We start from the raw sequence: 19433 nt of genomic DNA on the forward strand, positions 1-19433 counted from the left end.
GAGCAGGTCGCCCTCGTTTTGGAGCTGTCGCAGTCATGCGTTCAAGGCGGGCGCCAGAGGGGCACGTGTGCTGTAGGTCGGACAAAAACAGGACATCGCTGACGCTCAGTTGGGGATCCCAGTCGAGTCCGGACAGACGGTGGGGCCGAAGCCCGGCCCGGGACCAACTACCTGTTGTCCTGTGGCGGGCTGCGGCCCGTTCGCGGCACAGCGGTGACCGATAATCAGTGCTTGGCGTGTGGTGATCCGCAGGGGGCCATGTTTCAGTCGAGCGCTCAGCACTGCCACGACCCGTTCCAAGGTGGGCTCAAACGGCACGCCTGCCCCATCAGACCAGGCCCGGTAGGAGGCGTAGTGGTTCAGGATCGGGTCGGGGGTGTTGACCTCGATCACTCCGTCCAGGGTGATGACGTCTACCTTGGCGAAGTGGGCGCCCATTGCTTCAGCTGCCCCCTCGGCCGGGAAATGCTCGGAGAGTTTCATCCGCTTTGGCCCTGTGTCGGTTCCGAGCACGTCCGCGGCCGCCTGTGCCCACCATTCGTCCAGTTCGGCCTTGTCGTACCGGGAGTTGCTGGAGGCGATCAGGATTCCGCCGGGGTCCAGGACACGGGCCGCCTCCGCGAGCGCCCGGTCGGGGGCATCGACGTGGTAGAGCATGTGCATCGCCAGCACCACTTGGGCGCTCTGTGACCGCAAGGGGAGATGGGCGGCGTCAGCGCACACCACGGGGCCGGGCAGGTCGGTGAGCATGGACGCGGACAGGTCCAGGCCGATCGTTCGCACGCCGGGTCGCTCGGAGCGGATGCGTTGTAGGTAGCGGCCGTTGCCGCAGCCCACGTCCGCCCATACCCCTGTTCGGTGCCCTGCCTGTTCCAGGACCATGCCGGGCAGGTCGTACCGGGGTGTCTGGTGATCGTAAAGGCGTTGGCGGGCGGTGAGAGGCTGGCCGTCGGTGTAGGCGTCAGTGACTATGGTGTGGTCGGTGGAGGCCTGTGGACGGTCGGGGCGGTCGTCGCTGCGGTGGTTCATGTGGGTCATCATCACCCGTTGCCGCCCATGGCGGGGATAGGGGTGCGGACGAACTCGGTCAGCAGGTCGCTGGCCTGGCGGGCAGAGGCGGCGTGGTTATCGATCAGGAGCGGGGCCAGGCGGCGGGCCCGGCGGGTGATGCTGGCGGTGCGGTGTCCGGGCGCGACGGCAGTGACGAGCTGAATCTGTTCCAGGGCGCCGTCAGCGTCGTGGTTGCGCAGGTGCGCTGTGGCCACATCCAAGCGGGCGGCTAGCAGATCGCCGACGGAGCGGTCCGCGCCTGCGCCGTACAGGGCGATCGCGCGTTCGGCGTGGGCGATGCTGCGCCGCCGATCCGGCAGGGAGTCCAGGGCGAGCAGGGCCGTGCTCGCGTAGGTGTGGACCTTCCCGGTGGGAAACCCCAGGACGCCGGGTGGAGCCTCGTGGCCTGCGTGTTCGGTGGCGCCGCCGATGGCGGCCCGGGCGGTGCCCGTGTCCCCCTGGGCGGCAGCTGCGCGGGCGCGCAGGGCATGTAGGCGGGCCAGGTTGCTGTCAGTGACCTGGTGGGTGAGTCCGTTCTCGGCAGCGCGCTGGGCGTCAGCAGGGCGACGGTCCCAGTAGGCGATGAGACTGTGCAGGGCCCACACCCAGGCGCGCAGGGCAGGGTCACCAGTCCGGTCTGCTAAGGCCCGGGCGGCCTGGGCGTGTCCGATTGCGGTGGTGTAGGAGCCGGTGTCCATGGCCGCGTGAGCTTGCAACCCCACCAAGCGCGCGGCCGCTGTGTGGGCGCGCTGGGACTGGTCGGGACGGGCCAGGCTTCCGAGCAGAGTGAGGGCGTCGCGGCGGCGAGCGCTGATCTGCGGATACAGATCGAATAGTGGGGTGTGCACGTAGCTGCGGCACAGGTGGTCGACATCGGTCTCCAGCGTGTCCAGAACTGGGCGCGCGGGGTCTTGGTCCAGCAGGGTACGGACTTGGGCTCGGGTGTGGGCGGCGTCGGCGTCCAGGCGGGCCCGCCACTGCGAGCCCGGGCTAGGGGTGCGGGCCTGAATCGTGGGGTCGGTCGGGATAGGCAGAGCGCCTAGACGGTTCAAAACTCCTACAGCGACGTCGGGCCTGGTGAGACCGCGGCCGTTCAGGGCTCGGGTGATGGTGCTCTGGTCCACACCGCACATGGCGGCCAACGCCTCATGGGTCAGGAACGGAGCAGAGTGGCGGAGCAAGTGCAGCACGGTACGGGCGTCTCGGGCACGCACGGCCTTGGTGACGGCGGGGCGGTCCCAGAATCCGGGAGGAACGCACATACAGCGTTCGTCGGTGTCGGCGCACGGTTTCCCGCAGTGGCCGCATATCACGCTCATAATCACCCGATGAACAAAAAAGGAGGAATGGGAATTTAGTCGGAATTGGGGCCCCTGGGAGAAGCGCGATGATCGACGCATTAGGGCAGCTAAAAGTATGCGAATCGAACATTGTGCATGAAGGTGGATGCTCCTGGGCACTCGTGCATGGTCATGCGTGGGATTTTCGACCATACTGCGCCAGGCGAGTTCCTACAGGGGTGCCGGGCAAATACCGGGGCGTCCCGGGTGGGGCGTCCGCGAGACCGATGGGGGAGTTCATGACCGACACGACCACCACCGACCAGGACGAAGCGAGTCGTCTGCGTACAGGCATGGTGGACCTGCTCGCCGGTGACGGGTATCTGACCGACGGGGCGGTGAAGCGGGCGATGCTGGCGGTGCCGCGGCACCGGTTCGCGCCGGAGGCCGATCTGGAAGCCGCGCACGCCCCGTACGACGCGGTGATCACCAAGCACGACGAGCACGGGGTCGCCATCAGCTCGGTGTCGGCGCCGCAGGTACAGGCCATGATGTTGGAGCAGGCCTCCCTTGCCCCCGGGGACCGGGTGCTGGAGATCGGGTCGGGCGGCTACAACGCGGCGTTGATCGCCGAGCTGGTCGGTGAGCACGGGTCGGTGACCACAGTCGACATCGACTCCGATGTCACCGACCGTGCTGAGCAGCTGCTGAAGCACACTGGGTATGACGACCGGGTGCGGGTGGTGTGCGCCGACGCAGCCGACGGCACCCCCGAACACGGCCCCTATGACGCGATCATCGTGACCGTGGGGGCGTGGGACGTGCCGCAGGGCTGGGTGGACAACCTCGCCGAGGGCGGCCGTTTGGTGGTGCCGCTGCGGATGCGCAACGTCACTCAGTCGCTGGCTTTGGTGCGTGAGGGCGACCGGTTGGTCTCTCGCGATGAGCGGATCTGCGGGTTCGTACCCATGCAGGGCTCCGACGGGCACACCGAGACCCAGATCCTGCTGCGCGGGGACACCTCGGCCGTCCTACGGTTCGACGACGGGGCCCCGGCCGACCCGCACGCCCTGGACGGGGTGCTGCTCACCGACCGGGTGGAGGTGTGGGCCGGCGTGGCGCTGGCGCCGCGCGAGCTGATCGTGGGCCTGCGCCTGTACCTGGCCTCCACGCTGGCGGGGTTCGGCACCTTGACCGTGGACCCGGACCAGGACTTTGGCCCTTTGGCGCCCTCCAACCCCGGGTTCTCCATGGCCGCAGTGAACACGGCCGAGGGTGGGCGCGAGTTCGCCTACCTGCTCACCCGCCGCACTGAACAGGGCAACTTCGAGTACGGGGTGCACGCCTTCGGCCCCGATGCCGCAGCCTTCGCCGACACGGTCGCTGAGCAGGTGCGCACCTGGGACCGCGAGCACCGTGGCGGCCCCGGGCCGCGTATCGAGTTGCTCCCCGCCTCCACGCCGGTGAGCGACCTTCCCGGCCAGGCTCACATCGCCAAGCGGCACCGGATCCTCACGTTCTCTTGGCCGACGGCGACCGATGCTGACGGCCAAGTCCCCTCGAACACCAACGAAGGAGAGTAAGGATGAAGACTGCCCCCGCCGAACAGGCTGTTCCGGTCCAGGACGACTTCGCGCTGGATGTGCGGATCACCGTCGCCCGGCACCCGGTCGGCAAGCTGACGTGTACGACCGGTGACGGCTGCGGCAACACGTGCGCAGGCACCGCGTCGGCGTGCAACAGCTACGTCGGCGACCCGGTCTGACCTTTCTGGGCTGACCCCGGGGGGGCGGGTGCGTGTGCGCACCCGCCCCTCTGCGCCCTCCCCTGCAACCCCCTTCTTTTTCCCTGCTCGGGAATCGCGGTGAGATCTATGCCCCCTGCCCCCTTGTACCGTCACCACGGCGGTCTGCTCCTGCGCGCCAGCGCCACCAGCGATGCCGCCACACCGCCCCCGCCGGCACCGGGCGAAAGCCTCCTCTGGCTGCAGCAGATCTGGTCCGATGAGAGTGTGCGCCAAGCGGTGGAGGCCGCCAACCCGGTCCTATACGGGCGTGTGGGTGACCTACTGGGCGCCGATGACCCACCCAGGCGCGCCGTCGACAAGGCCATCACCTCCCTGTTGGGCTACCTGGCGCGGAGGCGACGGCCCACACCGTTCGGCCTGTTCGCCGGAGCCGCCCCGATCACCGTGTCGGCCGTCCCGAGCGTGAAATGGGGTGACGAGCACCGGGTGCACACCGGCGCAGATCACGCCTGGATCAGTGAGGTCATCGACCGTCTCCATGCCTGCCCGGAGCTGATGGGCCGGATACCAGTGATGTCTCACACCCAGGTCATTCGGCGTGGTGGGCGCCTGGTCGTGCCCGGCCCTGCCGCAGGCGGGCGGACCCGTCGCGCCGCACCGGTGGAGGTGACGATCCGGGCCGCTCCCCCAGCAGTCACCGCCCTGGAACTGGCACGTGCCCCACTGCCGCACCAAGTACTCACCGACCGGTTGGCCGAACAGTTCCCCTCCGCCCCGCACGAGCGGGTCGCCGCCCTGGTCGACGAACTGCTCGCGCAGGGATTCCTGGTCAGCGGCCTGTGGGCCCCGTCGACCGTACCCGACGCCCTGGGACACCTGTGCCAGGTGTTGGAGCAGGTGGGCGCACACGACATCCCCGAGGCGGCGGACCTGCTCAGGCGAGTGCGGTCCCTGCACACACGCCTGGATGCGCCGTCCACCCACACCCAGTGGAAGGGCAAGGCGCCACTGCGCCGTGTGATGCTCGGCGTGAGTGAGGTGTCCCCGGTGCCATTGACCGCGGACACCACCCTGGACTGCCAGGTTTCCGTCCCGCCGCCGGTAGTGGCCGTGCTGGAGCAGGCCGCTGGTCTGTTGATACGGACCTCGGCGCAACCGTTCGGCTCCCCCATCTGGCGGGAGTACCACCACCGGTTCCGGGACCGGTACGGGCCCGGGGCGGCCGTGCCTGTGATGGAGGTAGTGGCCGACAGCGGGATCGGATGGCCGGCCGGATACCTGGGCGCCGACAGGTTCGCAGCACCGACGGTCCTGACCGACCGCGACACCCTCCTGCTGGAGGAGGCCCAGAAAGCGCTGGCCGGCGGCGGGGATCTGGTGCTCACCGACGATCTCGTCGACCGGCTGGGCCGCGCGAACGGCGCCCCTCTCGTGCCGCCGGACCGGGTGGAGATCGCCGCGCGGGTGCACGCCCCCACCCTCGCCGCCGTGGAGAAGGGAGAGTTCTCGGTGTGGGTGACAGCGGCACCGCGGCCCGCCTCCAGCATGTTCGGCCGGTTCCTGGGGCTGCTCGACTCCGATGACCGCCGACCGTTGGTCGACTCCTTCGCCGCCCGTGTGAAAGGGGCGGTGGCGGCGCAGGTGTCCTTCCACGCCCGCCAGCGCCGCAACGACAACCTCACCCGCACCCCACCCATCACCCCGCTCACCATCTCCCTGGGGGAGCACCGCTCCCCAGGGGAGGGGGTAATCGACCTGGAGGACTTGGCGGTGGTGGCCGATGCCACCGGGCTGGGGCTAGTGCGCCTGTCCACCGGGCAGCGGGTCATCACCCGCACGGCCCATCCGCTGGAACCGCAGAACCAGACCCCGCCCCTGGCCCGTTTCCTCGCCGAGATCCCCCACGCCCGGTGCGCCTTCTACGGGGCGTTCGACCTCGGTGCGGCCGCCCGCCTAGCCCACGTGCCCCGCATCCGGTACGGGCCCGTGGTGCTCTCCCCGGCACGGTGGACGCTCACCGCCGCCGACGTACCCGGCCGCGACGCCGACCAGGACACCTGGGACCAGTCGCTGAGCCGGTGGCGGCACCAGTGGGGGGTCCCCGGGCACATCGCCGTGGTCGAGCACGACCGCCAGCTCCCCCTGGACCTCACCGAGGCCGCGCACCGGCACCTGCTGCGGCGTCATCTCCACAACCATGACCTGGGCCAGGTGCGAGTGTGCGAGGCGCCCACACCGGAACAGGTGGGGTGGATCGGCCGCCCCCACGAACTCGTCGCAGCCCTGCACACCACGCTCACCCCTGCCCGGCCCTGGGCCAAGACTCGGCCGTTGGCCGGAGGTGTTGTGGACTCCCCTCTGTCCGGCGGGCCGGTGGTGCACGCCCGTGTGCCGGTACACCCCGACCGAGCCGACCCGATCCTGACCGACCACCTGCCCACCCTCATCGAAGCGGCCGGATGTGACCGGTGGTGGTACCGGATACGCCGCGACACCGCCCGGGTGGACGCCCCCACCCACCTGGAGGTCACCCTGCGCACCCCTGCCGGACAGGAGATGGCCGCAGTGGTCGAGGCCGCACATTCCTGGGCGTACGGGCTACGCGAGACAGGGCTGGCACCCGGCGCGGAGCTGGTGCCCCACCACCCCCAGCACACACGCTACGGCCACGGAGAAGCGTTCCGGGCAGCCGAGGCAGTGTTCACCGCCGACTCCTCCGCAGCCCTGGCCCAACGCCGCCTGGCCCAGGCAACCGGGGCCGACCCGGTGGCGCTCACCGCCGCCTCCCTGGCCGACCTGACCGCTCACCTCCTCGGCGGCCACGAAGCGGGAGACCGGTGGCTGGTCCACGACCTGGAGCACACCCCCGGCCGGGTGGCGACCGCGGTACGCACCGCGGCACTGGCCTGGGCCACCCCCGCCAACAGCAGCTCCAGCGAGCTGTGGGCCACCCCTACTGGGGAGGCCGTCCCGGGCGCCTGGCATACGCGCGGCCACGCCCTAGACCTGTACCGCCGCACGCTGGAAACGACCGGCCGGGACCCCGCAGAGGTGACGCGGTCGCTGCTGCACCTGCACCACGCGCGCGCCCGCGGCGTGGATCCCGACGGAGAGGCCGCCGTGCTGCGTGCGGCGCGCGCGATCGCTCTGACCCGCACCCACCGGAGGTCCCCGTGAAAGCCAGGACCACCTCGCAGGCCGGGCCGGTGCGGGCCGCACTCGATACGGCCCTGGCTGCACTGGACACCCCCGCACCGATTCCACCGGGGCAGCCATGGGCCGCAACCTCGTTGGCCTCGGGAACGATCGGTTCTGCTCTGGCCCACATCGAGAACGCCCGCACGACCACCGCCCCCGTAGCACGGGACCAGGCATGGGTACAGGCGCACCGGTGGGTGCAAGCCGCCACCGCGCACGGCGTGGAGGCCACCGACGCCAGTGCCCTGTACCTGGGGGTGCCCGCGGTGACGTTCGCCCTGGAGGCGGCCGGGCGCTACCGGGCCAGCCAGGAGCGTCTGTTGGAGCAGACCGTAGCGGTGGCGCACCGGCGGGTGGATGCGGCTGCCGACAGGTTGCGTTCCGAGGTGGCGGCGACGTTCGCCGAGTATGACGTGTTCTACGGACTCACTGGCCTGGGCGCCCTCCTGCTGCGGACGGCTCCCGGCGACGACGCGCTGGGCCGCATCCTTCAACACCTGGTCTCCCTCACCCGCCCCCGCACCGTTCAGGGGTGCTCGGTGCCGGGGTGGTGGGTGTCCCACGACCCCCGTCGCGGCGCCTCGCCACACTTTCCCGCAGGTCACGCCAACCTCGGTATGGCCCACGGCATGGGCGGCATCCTTGCCCTGCTCGCCACCGCCCATCGCGCCGCAGCCACCGTCCCGGGGCACGACGAGGCCCTCCACGTCCTGTTGGGGCACCTGGACACCTGGGCCCAGGACGGCCCGGCCGGACCGTGGTGGCCCGAAACCCTCACCCTGCACGATGTGGCCGCCGGGCGCCCCCACCACAACGGCCCAGCCCGACCCTCCTGGTGCTACGGCACCCCCGGCCTGGCGCGCGCCGGACAACTCGCCGCCCTGGCCGTGGGCGATCGGCCCCGGCAAGAGTTCTTCGAGCACACCCTGGACCGGTGCTTGTCCGACCCCGCCCAGCTCGCCCGCATCAATGATGCGGGGCTGTGCCACGGGTGGGCGGGCCTCTACCAGACCACCTGGCGGGCCTCCACCGACGCCACCACCCCGGCCCTGGCCGCCCATCTGCCCCACCTGCGCGCCGCCCTGGCCGCCAGCGCCGCCCCCGGCACCAGCGATGCGGGGTTCCTCGACGGCACAGCCGGGACCGCGCTAGCACTCATGACCGCCCTCGCTGACACCGCCCCCGCCACCGGATGGGACACATGCCTGCTCATCGCCTGAACGGCCCGCCCTCCGGCTCCGGCCCGGCCGCCGCGGCGCTGGCCCGCGTCCTGGCTGGAACCCCCCTGGAGCACGCTGCGGGCGACGCTCACATGGAGCCTGCGTTCCTGGCCCGCCTGCTGGAGGTCTTCAACGACGCCGGGTACCGGGCCGTGCACGAGGCCACCGCCCACCACTCCTGGTGGCAGGTCGACGTCGAGTTCGACCCCCACCGCGACCACACCGCCGCCCGAAGGCTCACCGCGCTGATCGACACCGCCCTTGCCGACGGGCTGGTGTCGCGGTGGTGGTTCCTGCACAAGCACCCCGGGTGGCGGCTGCGCCTGGATCCCGCCCAGCTCGATACCCGCCACCGTCTGGCCATCGCCCTGGACACCCTCGTCGACACCGGGGTGGTGCGCGGGTGGTGGACCGGCCCCTACGAGGCCGAGACAGCGGCGTTCGGCGGCCCCACCGGGATGGACATCGCCCACGAGGTCTTCTGCGCCGACAGCCACCACATCCGCCGCTTGCCCGCCGAAGCCGACCTGTCACTGGGCCGCAAACAGCTCTCGCTGATGCTGTGCACGGAACTGATGCGCTCCGCTGGCCTGGAACCGTTCGAGCACGGCGACGTCTGGGACCTGGTGTGCGACCTGCGGCCCCTACCCAAGAACGTGAACCCCGCCCGAATCGACACCATGCTCACCTCCACAAAGACCCTGATCGGTGCCGACACCGACCCCGACGGGGCCATGTTCGGCCCTGACGGTGCCCTGTCCGCCCACACCTCATGGGCGGGCTCCTTCGCTACCGCAGGTGCCCGGCTCGGGCGGGCCCGGGCCGAAGGGACTCTGGTCCGGGGGATCCGCGCCGTCCTGGCCTACCACGTGATCTTCCATTGGAACCGGCTCGCTCTGGGTCCGGGTGTGCAGGCCGCCCTGGCCCGCGCGGCGCGCACGGTCGTTTTGGGCGTTGCGGTCGAGAGCTCGGAGGCCGCGCGGTGACTACGGAGATCCTGCTGGCATGGGAACGGTTCCCGCTGGTGTGCCGTCCTCACCTGCATCTGCCTGATCTGCATACCCGGGTCGAAACCGCCCATTGCCATGCCAGTGCGGCCATTGCGGCCGCCGACCCTGGCGAGCGGCACCGTCAAGCGCTGCACGCCTGGAACCAGGCCGCGCTCATCGCCGCCGACCTAGGGCACACCGACCTGGCCGCCCGGTGGTGCCGCGACCAGCACACCCTGCTCGCCCGCCACGCTCCGCTAGCCGGACAGGCAGCCATCGACGCCCTTCAGCCCTTGCTCAACCTCATGCGTCTCACCGCCCGCGAAGGCCGCATGCGACAGGCCTTCGAAGAACTCTCGGCTCTGTACCGAGGCGTCGCCACCGACAGGGTCCGCATCAGTGTGCACGGCCTGCCTGTGGACCTCGCCGCCTTGCTGGACGCCCCGGTCGCGGTCCAGGTACTCCGGTGGACGGACATGGCCATGCTCCAGACCGGCACCGCTTTGCTGATGCGCACCCGCCAGTGGGAACGAGCCGCCGTCCACGCGCGTACCTTCGACCACGCGGGCGAACGCCTCGGGCCAGCGCACCAGTGCAGCCTGGTGGAGAGCATGGCCAACAGGCGCACAGACGACCTGTTCACCCCGCTCACCGTGACCGATACAGGAAAACGCGCGGTACTAGAGTGCCTGCGCGCCTATGCCCACCTCGCCGCCGACCAGGGCCCCGAACCCGACCTGGAAGCACTGCACACCACGATCACCTCGGCGCGCACCACCACTGACCCGACCAGCCGCCTGTTCGGAGTACACCTGACATTGACCCTGATCGACCTGGCTTCCCGTACCGCCCCCGGCCACGTCGACCCGTGGCTGAACACCCTCGTCGACGAAGTCCTCGCCCTGCCCGACGCACGGCCAGCCCATGAGGTCCTCACCCACCCCCGGTCTCAGGAACACCTCCTCCCCGCACAACGGGACGCGCTGCTAGTCCGAAGCCATGCCGCAGGATTGTCGCTGCCGGAGGCCATGCCCCTACCGTCCCTACTTGAACAGACGGCGCAGCTAGCGCACGCTGTCATCGCAGCAGCTGAGTAACGCCCCCACATGTGGTCAGCGGGATCGGTAGGAACACTGCGCTATGAGCTCGGGCTTGTCCGGATGCGCTCACACGTACCCCACCCAACACGGCTTGGACCATAGTGGAGTGCGTCTCCGCGTACCGCCGACCTCCGGTCCCACCGCGTACCGGGACAGTGACATGAAGTGCGCCCTTGCTTGTGAGGATCCATGAACGAGGACCGGAGCGGCTGTGGCCCACACTCGCGGTAGTGGATCTCTTCCTCGTGTTGGGTGCGCCTTCGGATCAGGCCGAGCAGACCTTCGGCGCGTTCTCGGAGCTGGCCGCGTTGGGGTCAGTGTGCCCCGTCCCAGCCGTGTGTGGAGAAAACTTCACCTGACCGGATCCGGTCGATGATGGTGGCGATGTAGGGGATCGTGTCCTCAGGCAGCTCAGCGGGGTCCACCCAGGACAGACCCGAACACAGGTCGGGTTCCATGTTGGTGGGGACGCCCTGCCAGCGGGTGGTGGTGAAGAAGAAGCCGATGCGGGTCTTCCCCGCACTGTTGCGGTGGTGGGCTACGTGGGCGCACTCCAGGTCCGCGGGGTCGATGAGCACCCCGATTTCCTCTTTCAGTTCGCGCACCGCACCCTGGGCCGCGGACTCACCCTCCTCCAGATGCCCTCCGGGGATGCCGAACTGTCCGTCAGCGAACCCTGTACCCGTACGCCGGCCGAGAAGGACACGCCCATCCCCGCGGGTCAGCAACACGCACACGTCTACGGTCGGATTCGCCCTCGTCGACACCCTGAGCCTCTTCCCAGTTCGATACTGCTCCGCGAGTTCCCAGCATGCCGCAGGACCCTGGTGGAGCAATACCGGAGGGCTCCGCACCCTTCGCCCAAAGGCGGTAGGCCCTGGCCATGGTGATGACCAACCCCCACCCACCATGCCAGCCCTCGGTCAGCACCGCTGACCACGGTAGTCCAGGCCGGTTCCGGCCGCAGTGCACAACCGATCTGCAACAACCACGAGCACCGAACAGATCTCGCTTATAGGCTGCAGACGCTTGCACGGTCCCCGAAAAGGGCGCGGAGGCGGCCGATGGCGATCAGGGACGGTGAGATCAGGGCTGTGGTGGACGGTTACCTCGCCCGCCACCCTGGGGAAGCGGTGCTGCTGACTGAGGCGCTCCAGCAGCTCAACGTAGGAGAGGGCTTCGCTTCGCGGCATACCCTGCCGATGCACGTGACTGTGGGCGCTCTGCTGCTCCGCGAGCAGGAGGTACTCCTGGTCGAGCATCTGGCGTACGGGATCTGGCTGCAGCCCGGTGGCCACCTTGAACCTAGCGATGCCTCGCTGATCGACGCCGCCGTGCGTGAGTCGACTGAGGAGAGCGGCATCGACCCCGTCCAGATCCGCCCGGCCTCACCCCTGCCTGTCTATGTCGAGTACGGCCGGGTTCCAGCACGGCCGGAGAAGCACGAGCCCGCCCACTTTCACCTCGATATCGGTTTCGCCTTCGCCGCGGCAGCCGGTACGCAGGTGGGGCGTATCCAGGAGTCGGAGGTCGCTGCAGCCGCCTGGTACCCGATGGCGGAGGCTGAGCGCCTGGTCGGCTCCCGCATCGCGCGAGTGACCATGGCACCAGGGTGAGGCGGTTACCCGGTCCCGGTGAAGCCTGCTCTGCGTTGAAGAAACCCCGCCCGTATCAGCCCAGAAGGGACTTGCTGGTGATTCCCGAGGTCATCGCGGTTCTGCGTTCTGGGTATGCCCTGTCTCCTGTGCGTTTGGAGCGCATCCAGGGCGACCAGAGCACGACCAACTACCGGGCCAGGTGTACCGGCCAAGACCTGTTCGTGAAGGTCTATCCCCGCGGTACCCACCTTGAGCACGAGCGTCAGGCCATCGAGCTCACCCGGTTCGCCGGTGACCGCGGTGCGGTGGAGTCGATGCTTTATGGCCTCGCGTCACCGCAGGGTTCTCGCTGACTGCGAATGGTGCTCGCTGTCTTTGCGTTACCTTCGCGCGGTGCGAGTAGATAGGTGCCTCAGCGAGTAGGGCCACGTCGGCGTCGAACAGAGGGGGCCACGGCGCTCGCGCCACGGCCGCACTGAAGCAACTCCACACCGTGGTTGCGCAGCAGACCCGGGCCCAGTGTGGGGAGGCCGGCTCGGGTCAGGACCACACGGGGATGGGCGTCCACGGGTGGAGATTTGCCGGTGTTCATACGTGACCTCCGGGCCAGGACCGGACCGCTGCGGGCAGGGCCGGGGGCGGTCGCCGTAGGTGGGGATCGCGACGCTGACCTGAAACATTGGCCGGTCTCCGGTCTGTGGCGTGGGGCTCATCCATGGGCAGCCGAGGGCTGGGCGAAGGGGGGCTGGTAGGCACGGAGCAAATCGGCGATCGCCGCGATCCTGCGCAGACTACTCAGGTCCGGGTCGGCTATCGGGCCGACGCCGAGCAGCCTGGACGTGGCATCCCGGACTGCGGTGTGCAGGGGAGAGTCGTCGACAACCTCCTCGTGAAGGATCACGCCATCCCGTTCGGCCTGGACCAGATGGCGGTTGAGTCCCAGATGGTCGCCTCCGGGCGGGGTCACCGGATCGAAGAACACGGTGAAGTGGGTGCGCCCGGCATAGATGGTGGCCTTACGGTGCCGGTCAGTGAAGGGCCGGGATGCATCAGGGGTGGTGCGGTGGCTGACGGCCAGGGTGGGGGTGGCAATGCTGGAGGTCAGGTCGATGTGCAGTGGCCCGGTGGGCAGGGTCAGGTGCGTGCGTTCGGTCAGGGCAGAGACGAATAGGTCCTTGTGGTAAGTGGCTAGCAGGCCCGTGTTGGCGGGTGCGGTGGCGAAGTAGGCGGTCCCGGTCTGTTCGTCCAGCAGGCCGCGTAGGACGGTGAGCATGTGCAGCCATTCATAGCCGAGCACCCCGTAGGAGCGGTCCACGAACCTGCCCAGGGCAATGTCAGCACTGCGGTCCTTGATGAAGGTGACCGCCACGTGGGTCGGCGTCGAGTCCGGCTCGAACTGGTCCATCACCTCGCGCAGGACGTCGAGGGCGCGAGCATGCCGGTACTGGTCGGTGACCACGATCCGCGCCTCGGGATTGGTCTTCAACAGCTCCTGGAGGTCACTGATCTCGTGTCCCAGACAGGCTGGCTTTTCCAGCAGTACTCGCGCCTGAGGGTCGTGGGCGAGGATGGAGCGTAGAACGGGTAGGTGGTCGGTGGTGGGGGTGCACACCGACCACAGGCCGATGGAGGAGCGCACCGCGCACGGCAGCCCGTCGACCCCGTGGGGGAAGCTCCTGTAGGTCTTGGGCAGGTCCTGGTGCTTGGGGTCGATGACGGTCAGCTCGGCGCCCTGTTCAGCGAGGATCTGGGCGTGTAGGCGGCCGATCTTGCCGTAGCCGACCACGCACGCCGACGTCCCAATAGTCGGGTTCGCAAGTGTGCGTTCCGGGGTTTCGAGTGTGGTGGGTGAGGGCTCGGTAGCCAGGTAGGTGTCGTAATAGGCCTGGTACAGGCCCGATGCGCGGACGATGTGGTCCACCAGTTCGGTGTGCACTCCGGCGCTCAGGTGCTCGTGGCGGGCGGCCAGGGCATCGGCGGCCAAGAGGGTGCCGGCGCGGTAGGCGTCATAGCCCTGAGTGGGGATGGCGTCGGCCTCGAACAGGTTCAGGCTCCGTCCGTTTCCCAACACGGTCACCTCACAGCCGTGGGAGAGCCGATAGCGTCGACCGACCCCTGGTACCTCGGTCTCCGCCTGAACGTTGTGGGGGTGTTCGGCCAGCAGGCTGAAGTCGGCGGTGGCGAACGGTGCCAGGAACGCTCCTGACGGTAGAAGGCTCAGCGTTTCCTCAGTCAGGGCTCGCTCTCCGGTGGTTCCGGCGATCACGACCGGATGAACCCGTTCCAGGGCCCGGGTGAGGGTGGGGTGGGTGGTGTGTCCGGCTTCGGCGGCCTCGATCAGAGCGAGCGGGTCGGGGTCGACCACGTGCACTTGGCAGCCCTGGTCGGCCAAGGCGCGGGACAGGCGTGACCCGAGCGCGCCGTGACCCAGGACCAGGACGGGGCGGCCGATGACCTTGACGGCGGGCAGAAGGGCGCGCAGCCTGCGCAGGCAGGAGTCAGCGATCTCGGCATAGCCCAAGCGGAGCTTGAGAGCGGAGCGGGCCAGGTTGAACACGGGGATGTCCACCCCAGCGGCCTTGATGCGTTTGAGTCCGGAAACGGTCAGCTCCACCGCAGCGTCTACCCGATGGGAGGCGTCGGAGCGGCCGTACCCCTGGGCGATGAGACCGCCGTCGTCGATAACCATGATCCGGCGGCTGTCCTGGTGGGCGGTGTCGATGAAGGCGTCCATAGCGCGGCGGCCCTGGGCGAGGTCGGCGGCGTGGGTATGGGGTGCGTTGATGGCGGTGTTGTCCAGCCCTCCGCTGGCACATCCCATCTGGCGCAGGGTGGCATGGATGCGTGCGCGCCGCAGGGTGGCATCGCCCTTGTCCAGGGCGTAGATCCACTGTGCGGGTACCCCGGCGTTCAGCAGGGCCTGGATCAGGCCGAGGGTGTTCTCGACGTAGTGGTCGCGGACGATGATCGCCCAGTCGGCCAGGTGGGTGCAGGTGGGGGTGAAGCGGCCCAGGAGCGGCATGGCCGCGCTGATCTGCGCCTGTTCGGCGTAGGTGAAGCAGGCCAGGGCGTCCCCTAGTGCTTTGGCCAGTTCGGTGGCGGCGGTGGAGGCGGTGGCACCTGCGGGCTGGTGGTGGATGAGGATTTCGACCTGATCAGCGGGAACGGTGTGGGTGAGGGTGTCGGGCGCGGTGGGGGTGTGTGGCCTCCACCCCACCCGCAGGAGTGGATCGCCTTCGTGTTCGGGCTCGGCCAGAAGCAGCCCGTTGGGGGTGCGCACCAAGTGCAGGTGGTGGCGGGCGGCGACGTCGGCGGCCTCCTGGTCGACCCGTTCGGGGGTCAGGGGTCCGCGCAGCACCGTCCAATTCCACGGGATGGTGGTCATCTGGGGGGTCATGATCGTCCTTCCTTCGCACGGGGTGTCACCGGTGGTGGGCCAGGTCGTTGAGCATCTGGTCGATCTCCTCCTGGTGTTCCAGCAGGGTGCTGGCGGCCTGGTGGCGCAGGAGCCAGAAGTCATCGAGCGCCGCCTGGTCGATACCGGGTTTGAGGTAGTGCTGTTTGACCCCGTACAGGCTGCGCAGGAGTTGGATGAGGGCGATGTGCCCGCAGGCGCGCACGTCCGCGGCGGTAGCGCCGGGGTTTGCGGCGAGGTATGCAGCGATGAAGGTGTGGGCGGCATTCAGCCAGTCGTGGCGGCTGGTGACGGTGTTGGGGTAGAACGCCATCCGGCCCAGGTCGTAGGCGAGCAGGTCGGGGCGGGGTGGGGAGAAGTCCAGCACCGCAGACAGGTGCTCCTCGTGGAAGAGCAGGTTCACGGGACTGTAGTCGCCGTGCAGTACCTGGACCGTCAGGGTCTGGGGAATCTGCGCGGACAGGTCCGGGAGGTGGGTGAGCATGGTGCGCCGTTCGGCTAGGGTGCGCGCCGCGTCCGCGTCGAACGGTTCCTGCTTGCCGGTGCGGGTGCGGTCGTCGATGAGGTCCAGCAGGTGGTCGATCGTGGCGTCAAGGGCGGACACGTCGATGGTGCGCCACGACCGCAGGGGAACGGCGGCATCGGCGTCGGTGCTCTGGGGCAGGTCGGCGAACGCGGAATGGATGCGCCCCAGAACATGCCCGGCTTGCGCACACTCGAGGTCGCCGAGGTCGGTCACCACCGTCCCGGGTACCCACTCCCAGACCGAGAACGCCACCGCAGCGTTGGTGTCGATCCTCTGGCCGTCTCGGTTGCAGATGATGCGGGCGACGGGAACGCCGTGGGTTCCGGCGAGTTCGGACAGGCTGATCGCCTCGCGTTCGGCGTCCAAGTCGGCGCCTGTGGGGTAGGTCTTGACGAACACCTGTCGGTCGCCGCTTTGAACGCGCAGGTTGACGGTGTTCTGGCCCACTCCCACGCGGGTCAGGGTGTCTGCGGGCAGGTCGTACCGGTCGGCCAAGGCGGTTGCCACGGTCTCGTCAAGGCCGGTGGACTGGATCATGTGAAAGTCCTCATCGTGTGCGGTGGTCGAAGCGGCGGCCCGAGGCCGTCTCACCGGTTCTCCCACAGTTCAGCGGCCAGGCGGGCATAGACAGCACCGATGTCTCGCCAGCGATCCGCTGCTACCTGTCGGCCTCTGCTCGCCGGGGCTGGGAAACCGTGCTCGTCCAGAGCGGCCAAGACGGTGGCCGGGCCGTCCTGGGGCGGGTAGAGCAGGCGAGGGTGCGCGTCGGTCATCTCACGGATCGCGGGCAGGTCGGGGGCGATCACCGGCACACCGAAGGCGAGGGCGGTTCCCACCGAGCTGGGGTGCAGGACGCGGGTGAAGAACTCCCAGGGCCCGTCGGTGCGGTAGGGGCACAGGGCGGCGTCGGCCGCGGCGTACAGGGCGGGCACGTCCTGGGCCGCCACCCGCTCCGCCAGCAGGTGCACGCGCCCCTCGTGGCCGGTGATGCTGTGTTCCAGGTTCGCGACCAAGCCCAGGGTGCGTTCCGGACCGGCGATGAACAGGTGGGCCCGCCGGGTCTGTTCCAGGAAGATCCGTGTGGTGGCGGGGAGGTCCTTGTAGTCGGTGAGGTTGCCCAACACCAGAATGGCAGGTGTGACGGCGCGCATCCGTTCGACCAGGGCGGCCAGGTGTGCGGGCAGCGGCCCGGTGTTGGAGCGGTGGCTCAGGCCGCCCCATCCGGCGACGGTGATCGGAGCCCGGGTCAGGGAAGCGAGGTGGTGGGCGTCGGCGTGGGTGTGGGTCACCACGGCGTCGGCCAACTCCAGGACTCCGCGGGCGGCCACCCAGTCAGCCTCCCCCGGTGGTGCTCCGTCGATGGGCAGCAGGTTGTGGACGGTCCACACCACCTTCCACCCGGCCTCCCGCAGTGCGCGCAGGCGGGTGAGCATGGCCTCGGCCGCCGCCACGGTGCGCCTCCCGCCACCGCCCCGGTAGAGGCGCTTGAGGCGGTGGAGGTTCACCACCCCCGGCGGCCCGGGACGGTCGTGCAAGCAGACCAGGTCGGGGGTGAACTCCGGGGCCAAGTCAGGGGCGTGGGTGTGGAGTTCGCGGAAGTAGGGGCTGGGCCAGGTGGGGTAGTCGGTGATGATCACCCACGGCCGCATGTGTCGGGTCACGGGGTCTCCCCTTGGAGATGGTTCCACCAGGCCATGTGGGACCGGTGAAGTCGGGCACAGGTGTGGGGGGTGCGGTCGGGGCCGGTCAACTCCAGGGCGACCTCCACCGTCTGGCCGGCGTGGATACGTTCGGCGATACGGCGGGCGACGAGGGCGTGGCCGACGTCGCTCAGACCCGACCCGTCGTCGCTCAGGTGCAGCACCCGCGCGTGGGGCCACAGCTGCTCCAACTGGTCCACGGCTCCATCGCCTCCCTCAGCGAGCGCGCGGGCGAGTTGGGCGGTGTCGGCCAACAGGTTCACCCCGTGGTGGGTGAGCAGGTCGCCCAGGACCTGGTGCGGGTCCGCTTCCAGCCAGCCGGGGTGGTGGAGTTCGACCACCAGCGGCAGGTTCGCCTCGACCGGTCCGCCGACCAGGTCGGTGAGCGGGTGGCGGGCCAGCAACCGTACCCACCCGGCACCCAAGGCCTTGGCTGCTTCCACCAGAGCGGCCAGCTCCTTGCGGGCCTGGTGGCGTTGGCAGGGCTCGGTGCCATACACCTGGGCCAGGTCCACGTCGGCGGTCACTCCGGTGATGGGAACCGTCTCTCGGGCGGCCTCGCGCCAGGCCAACAGTTCGCCCGGGGCGCGTCGGATCAGGTCGAAGCCGCGAGGGCCGCCGCGCAGGTGCACGAACCCCATGTCGTGGGTGTGGGCCCATGCCAGCAGGTCGGGCACCGGAAGCCCGCGTACCGAGATGCTGTACAACCCCACCGGTGTCATGTCCACTCCCACAGCACGATCGGTTCGGCGGGCCTGCGGCCACGGCGCAGGTCGGCGTAGAACGTCGGGGCCTGGCCTGCGGGCAGGGAACGGCACCAGGACGCCAACAGTCGTTGTTCATCGATGTCGGCCAACCAGCCCAGGATCTGGTCGAACGTGTGCTGGTAGGTGGGGTCTCCGGGGGTGACTCCGGCGAGTTCGTGCATCCCCACCACCACGGCCCCGGCCCGGTGCACGGTCAGCGCGTTCAACGCCGTGCCGACGCCGGGGGTACCGAGCAGCCCCACCACCGTCCCCGGCCCGGCCACCTCCAGAGCCCTTTGGGGGTGACCGGTGGCGTCCACGACCAGGCCCGCCCGACCCGTCTCAGGCCGTGTGGTATAGGCCAGGCCGGGCAGGTGGGCGATGAGCGGGGTGTCGGTGCGCCGGGTCCACACGCGGATCCGGTTGGAACCCCGGCGCCGCAGTTCCAGGACGCATCCGGCGGCCACCGGTCCCGAACCGACCACCACGGCCTCATCAAGGTCGGTGCCCTCAGGCAGGCGGGCCAGTCCGCGGGCGGCCATGAGCTGGAAACGTCCCACCGCAACCAGCTGGACCGGTAGGCGGCCGTCGGCCCTCACCGCCCCCGAGATGCGAGGGGTGAAGGCGGACCCGTGCGCGCAGGGCGCCAAAACCCACCCTCCGTCCGGGGTGCGGGCCATGTTCATGTACCCGGCGTCGCGGTCGGGGCCGTGTTCGGTCTGGGCGAGGTGGCGCAGTTCGGTTCCCGGGCTCAGGACGCTCACCTGGGCACGGACCATCCCCGGGACGGTGGAGGCGGATGGGAGCAGTCGGGCGCGGCCTTGCGTGAAGCGCACCCGACCGGAGGTGGACAACGGCATGCTC

Annotated in this window: 16 protein-coding genes; 8 read left to right on the forward strand and 8 right to left on the reverse strand. The window is 69.5% G+C overall.

What is annotated here, in order from left to right; all coding sequences use genetic code 11:
* Positions 1–105 precede the first annotated feature (105 nt).
* Complete coding sequence (locus tag ACYVD1_RS16200; RefSeq protein WP_460773005.1) at positions 106–1029, reverse strand: class I SAM-dependent methyltransferase; 924 nt, start codon at positions 1027–1029, stop codon at positions 106–108.
* Positions 1030–1040: 11 nt separating this feature from the next.
* Positions 1041–2312: a hypothetical protein gene (locus ACYVD1_RS16205; protein WP_460773008.1), complete on the reverse strand. Its 1272-nt coding sequence runs from the start codon at positions 2310–2312 to the stop codon at positions 1041–1043.
* Between the two features lie 317 nt (positions 2313–2629).
* On the opposite strand from ACYVD1_RS16205, the gene fxlM reads away from it, so the two are divergent.
* From fxlM to ACYVD1_RS16235, 6 genes are all read left to right on the forward strand, one after another.
* Positions 2630–3913, forward strand: coding sequence for a methyltransferase, FxLD system (gene fxlM / locus ACYVD1_RS16210; RefSeq protein ID WP_460773011.1), 1284 nt, complete (start codon positions 2630–2632; stop codon positions 3911–3913).
* A gap of 2 nt (positions 3914–3915) precedes the next feature.
* Positions 3916–4095: an FxLD family lanthipeptide gene (locus ACYVD1_RS16215; RefSeq protein ID WP_460773014.1), complete on the forward strand. Its 180-nt coding sequence runs from the start codon at positions 3916–3918 to the stop codon at positions 4093–4095.
* Between the two features lie 108 nt (positions 4096–4203).
* Entirely contained in the window at positions 4204–7254 is a 3051-nt protein-coding gene (locus ACYVD1_RS16220; protein ID WP_460773016.1) for a lantibiotic dehydratase, read from the forward strand.
* The gene (locus tag ACYVD1_RS16225) at positions 7251–8495 is read left to right on the forward strand and encodes a lanthionine synthetase C family protein (protein ID WP_460773018.1); all 1245 of its coding nucleotides are present in this window, start codon (positions 7251–7253) and stop codon (positions 8493–8495) included. The genes ACYVD1_RS16220 and ACYVD1_RS16225 overlap by 4 nt, the downstream gene beginning before the upstream one ends.
* Positions 8477–9481, forward strand: a complete 1005-nt coding sequence (locus ACYVD1_RS16230; protein WP_460773021.1) for a thiopeptide-type bacteriocin biosynthesis protein — start codon at positions 8477–8479, stop codon at positions 9479–9481. Before ACYVD1_RS16225 ends, ACYVD1_RS16230 begins: the two co-directional genes overlap by 19 nt.
* Positions 9478–10581 (forward strand): hypothetical protein, encoded by a 1104-nt coding sequence (locus ACYVD1_RS16235; protein ID WP_460773023.1) that lies wholly within the window; start codon positions 9478–9480, stop codon positions 10579–10581. Before ACYVD1_RS16230 ends, ACYVD1_RS16235 begins: the two co-directional genes overlap by 4 nt.
* Positions 10582–10898: 317 nt before the next feature.
* On the opposite strand, the gene ACYVD1_RS16240 is transcribed toward ACYVD1_RS16235, so the two are convergent.
* On the reverse strand, positions 10899–11495 hold the full coding sequence (locus ACYVD1_RS16240; protein WP_460773025.1) for an NUDIX hydrolase: 597 nt from the start codon (positions 11493–11495) through the stop codon (positions 10899–10901).
* 153 nt (positions 11496–11648) lie between these two features.
* On the opposite strand from ACYVD1_RS16240, the gene ACYVD1_RS16245 reads away from it, so the two are divergent.
* Both ACYVD1_RS16245 and ACYVD1_RS16250 read left to right on the forward strand, forming a co-directional pair.
* Positions 11649–12200 (forward strand): NUDIX hydrolase, encoded by a 552-nt coding sequence (locus tag ACYVD1_RS16245; RefSeq protein WP_460773027.1) that lies wholly within the window; start codon positions 11649–11651, stop codon positions 12198–12200.
* Between the two features lie 71 nt (positions 12201–12271).
* Positions 12272–12535, forward strand: coding sequence for a hypothetical protein (locus tag ACYVD1_RS16250; RefSeq protein WP_460773029.1), 264 nt, complete (start codon positions 12272–12274; stop codon positions 12533–12535).
* A gap of 356 nt (positions 12536–12891) precedes the next feature.
* On the opposite strand, the gene ACYVD1_RS16255 is transcribed toward ACYVD1_RS16250, so the two are convergent.
* The 5 genes from ACYVD1_RS16255 to ACYVD1_RS16275 are packed head-to-tail and all read right to left on the reverse strand — an operon-like array spanning position 12892 to position 19423.
* Positions 12892–15579, reverse strand: coding sequence for a Gfo/Idh/MocA family oxidoreductase (locus ACYVD1_RS16255; protein ID WP_460773031.1), 2688 nt, complete (start codon positions 15577–15579; stop codon positions 12892–12894).
* A gap of 25 nt (positions 15580–15604) precedes the next feature.
* A complete protein-coding gene (locus tag ACYVD1_RS16260) occupies positions 15605–16660 on the reverse strand; it encodes a phosphotransferase enzyme family protein (RefSeq protein WP_460773034.1) in 1056 nt (351 codons plus the stop codon).
* 50 nt (positions 16661–16710) lie between these two features.
* Positions 16711–17784: a glycosyltransferase gene (locus ACYVD1_RS16265; protein ID WP_460773036.1), complete on the reverse strand. Its 1074-nt coding sequence runs from the start codon at positions 17782–17784 to the stop codon at positions 16711–16713.
* Positions 17781–18545 (reverse strand): hypothetical protein, encoded by a 765-nt coding sequence (locus ACYVD1_RS16270; RefSeq protein ID WP_460773040.1) that lies wholly within the window; start codon positions 18543–18545, stop codon positions 17781–17783. The genes ACYVD1_RS16265 and ACYVD1_RS16270 overlap by 4 nt, the downstream gene beginning before the upstream one ends.
* Positions 18542–19423 (reverse strand): hypothetical protein, encoded by an 882-nt coding sequence (locus tag ACYVD1_RS16275; RefSeq protein ID WP_460773042.1) that lies wholly within the window; start codon positions 19421–19423, stop codon positions 18542–18544. The genes ACYVD1_RS16270 and ACYVD1_RS16275 overlap by 4 nt, the downstream gene beginning before the upstream one ends.
* Positions 19424–19433 lie beyond the last annotated feature (10 nt).

The organism is Nocardiopsis nanhaiensis, from assembly GCF_054778635.1.

Coding starts and splice junctions, on each gene's coding strand:
- ACYVD1_RS16200 (WP_460773005.1), bottom strand. CDS start 1,029: ATGAACCACCGCAGCGACGACCGCCCCGACCGTCCACAGGCCTCCACC.
- ACYVD1_RS16205 (WP_460773008.1), bottom strand. CDS start 2,312: ATGTGCGTTCCTCCCGGATTCTGGGACCGCCCCGCCGTCACCAAGGCC.
- fxlM (WP_460773011.1), top strand. CDS start 2,630: ATGACCGACACGACCACCACCGACCAGGACGAAGCGAGTCGTCTGCGT.
- ACYVD1_RS16215 (WP_460773014.1), top strand. CDS start 3,916: ATGAAGACTGCCCCCGCCGAACAGGCTGTTCCGGTCCAGGACGACTTC.
- ACYVD1_RS16220 (WP_460773016.1), top strand. CDS start 4,204: ATGCCCCCTGCCCCCTTGTACCGTCACCACGGCGGTCTGCTCCTGCGC.
- ACYVD1_RS16230 (WP_460773021.1), top strand. CDS start 8,477: ATGCCTGCTCATCGCCTGAACGGCCCGCCCTCCGGCTCCGGCCCGGCC.
- ACYVD1_RS16240 (WP_460773025.1), bottom strand. CDS start 11,495: ATGGTGGGTGGGGGTTGGTCATCACCATGGCCAGGGCCTACCGCCTTT.
- ACYVD1_RS16245 (WP_460773027.1), top strand. CDS start 11,649: ATGGCGATCAGGGACGGTGAGATCAGGGCTGTGGTGGACGGTTACCTC.
- ACYVD1_RS16255 (WP_460773031.1), bottom strand. CDS start 15,579: ATGACCCCCCAGATGACCACCATCCCGTGGAATTGGACGGTGCTGCGC.
- ACYVD1_RS16260 (WP_460773034.1), bottom strand. CDS start 16,660: ATGATCCAGTCCACCGGCCTTGACGAGACCGTGGCAACCGCCTTGGCC.
- ACYVD1_RS16270 (WP_460773040.1), bottom strand. CDS start 18,545: ATGACACCGGTGGGGTTGTACAGCATCTCGGTACGCGGGCTTCCGGTG.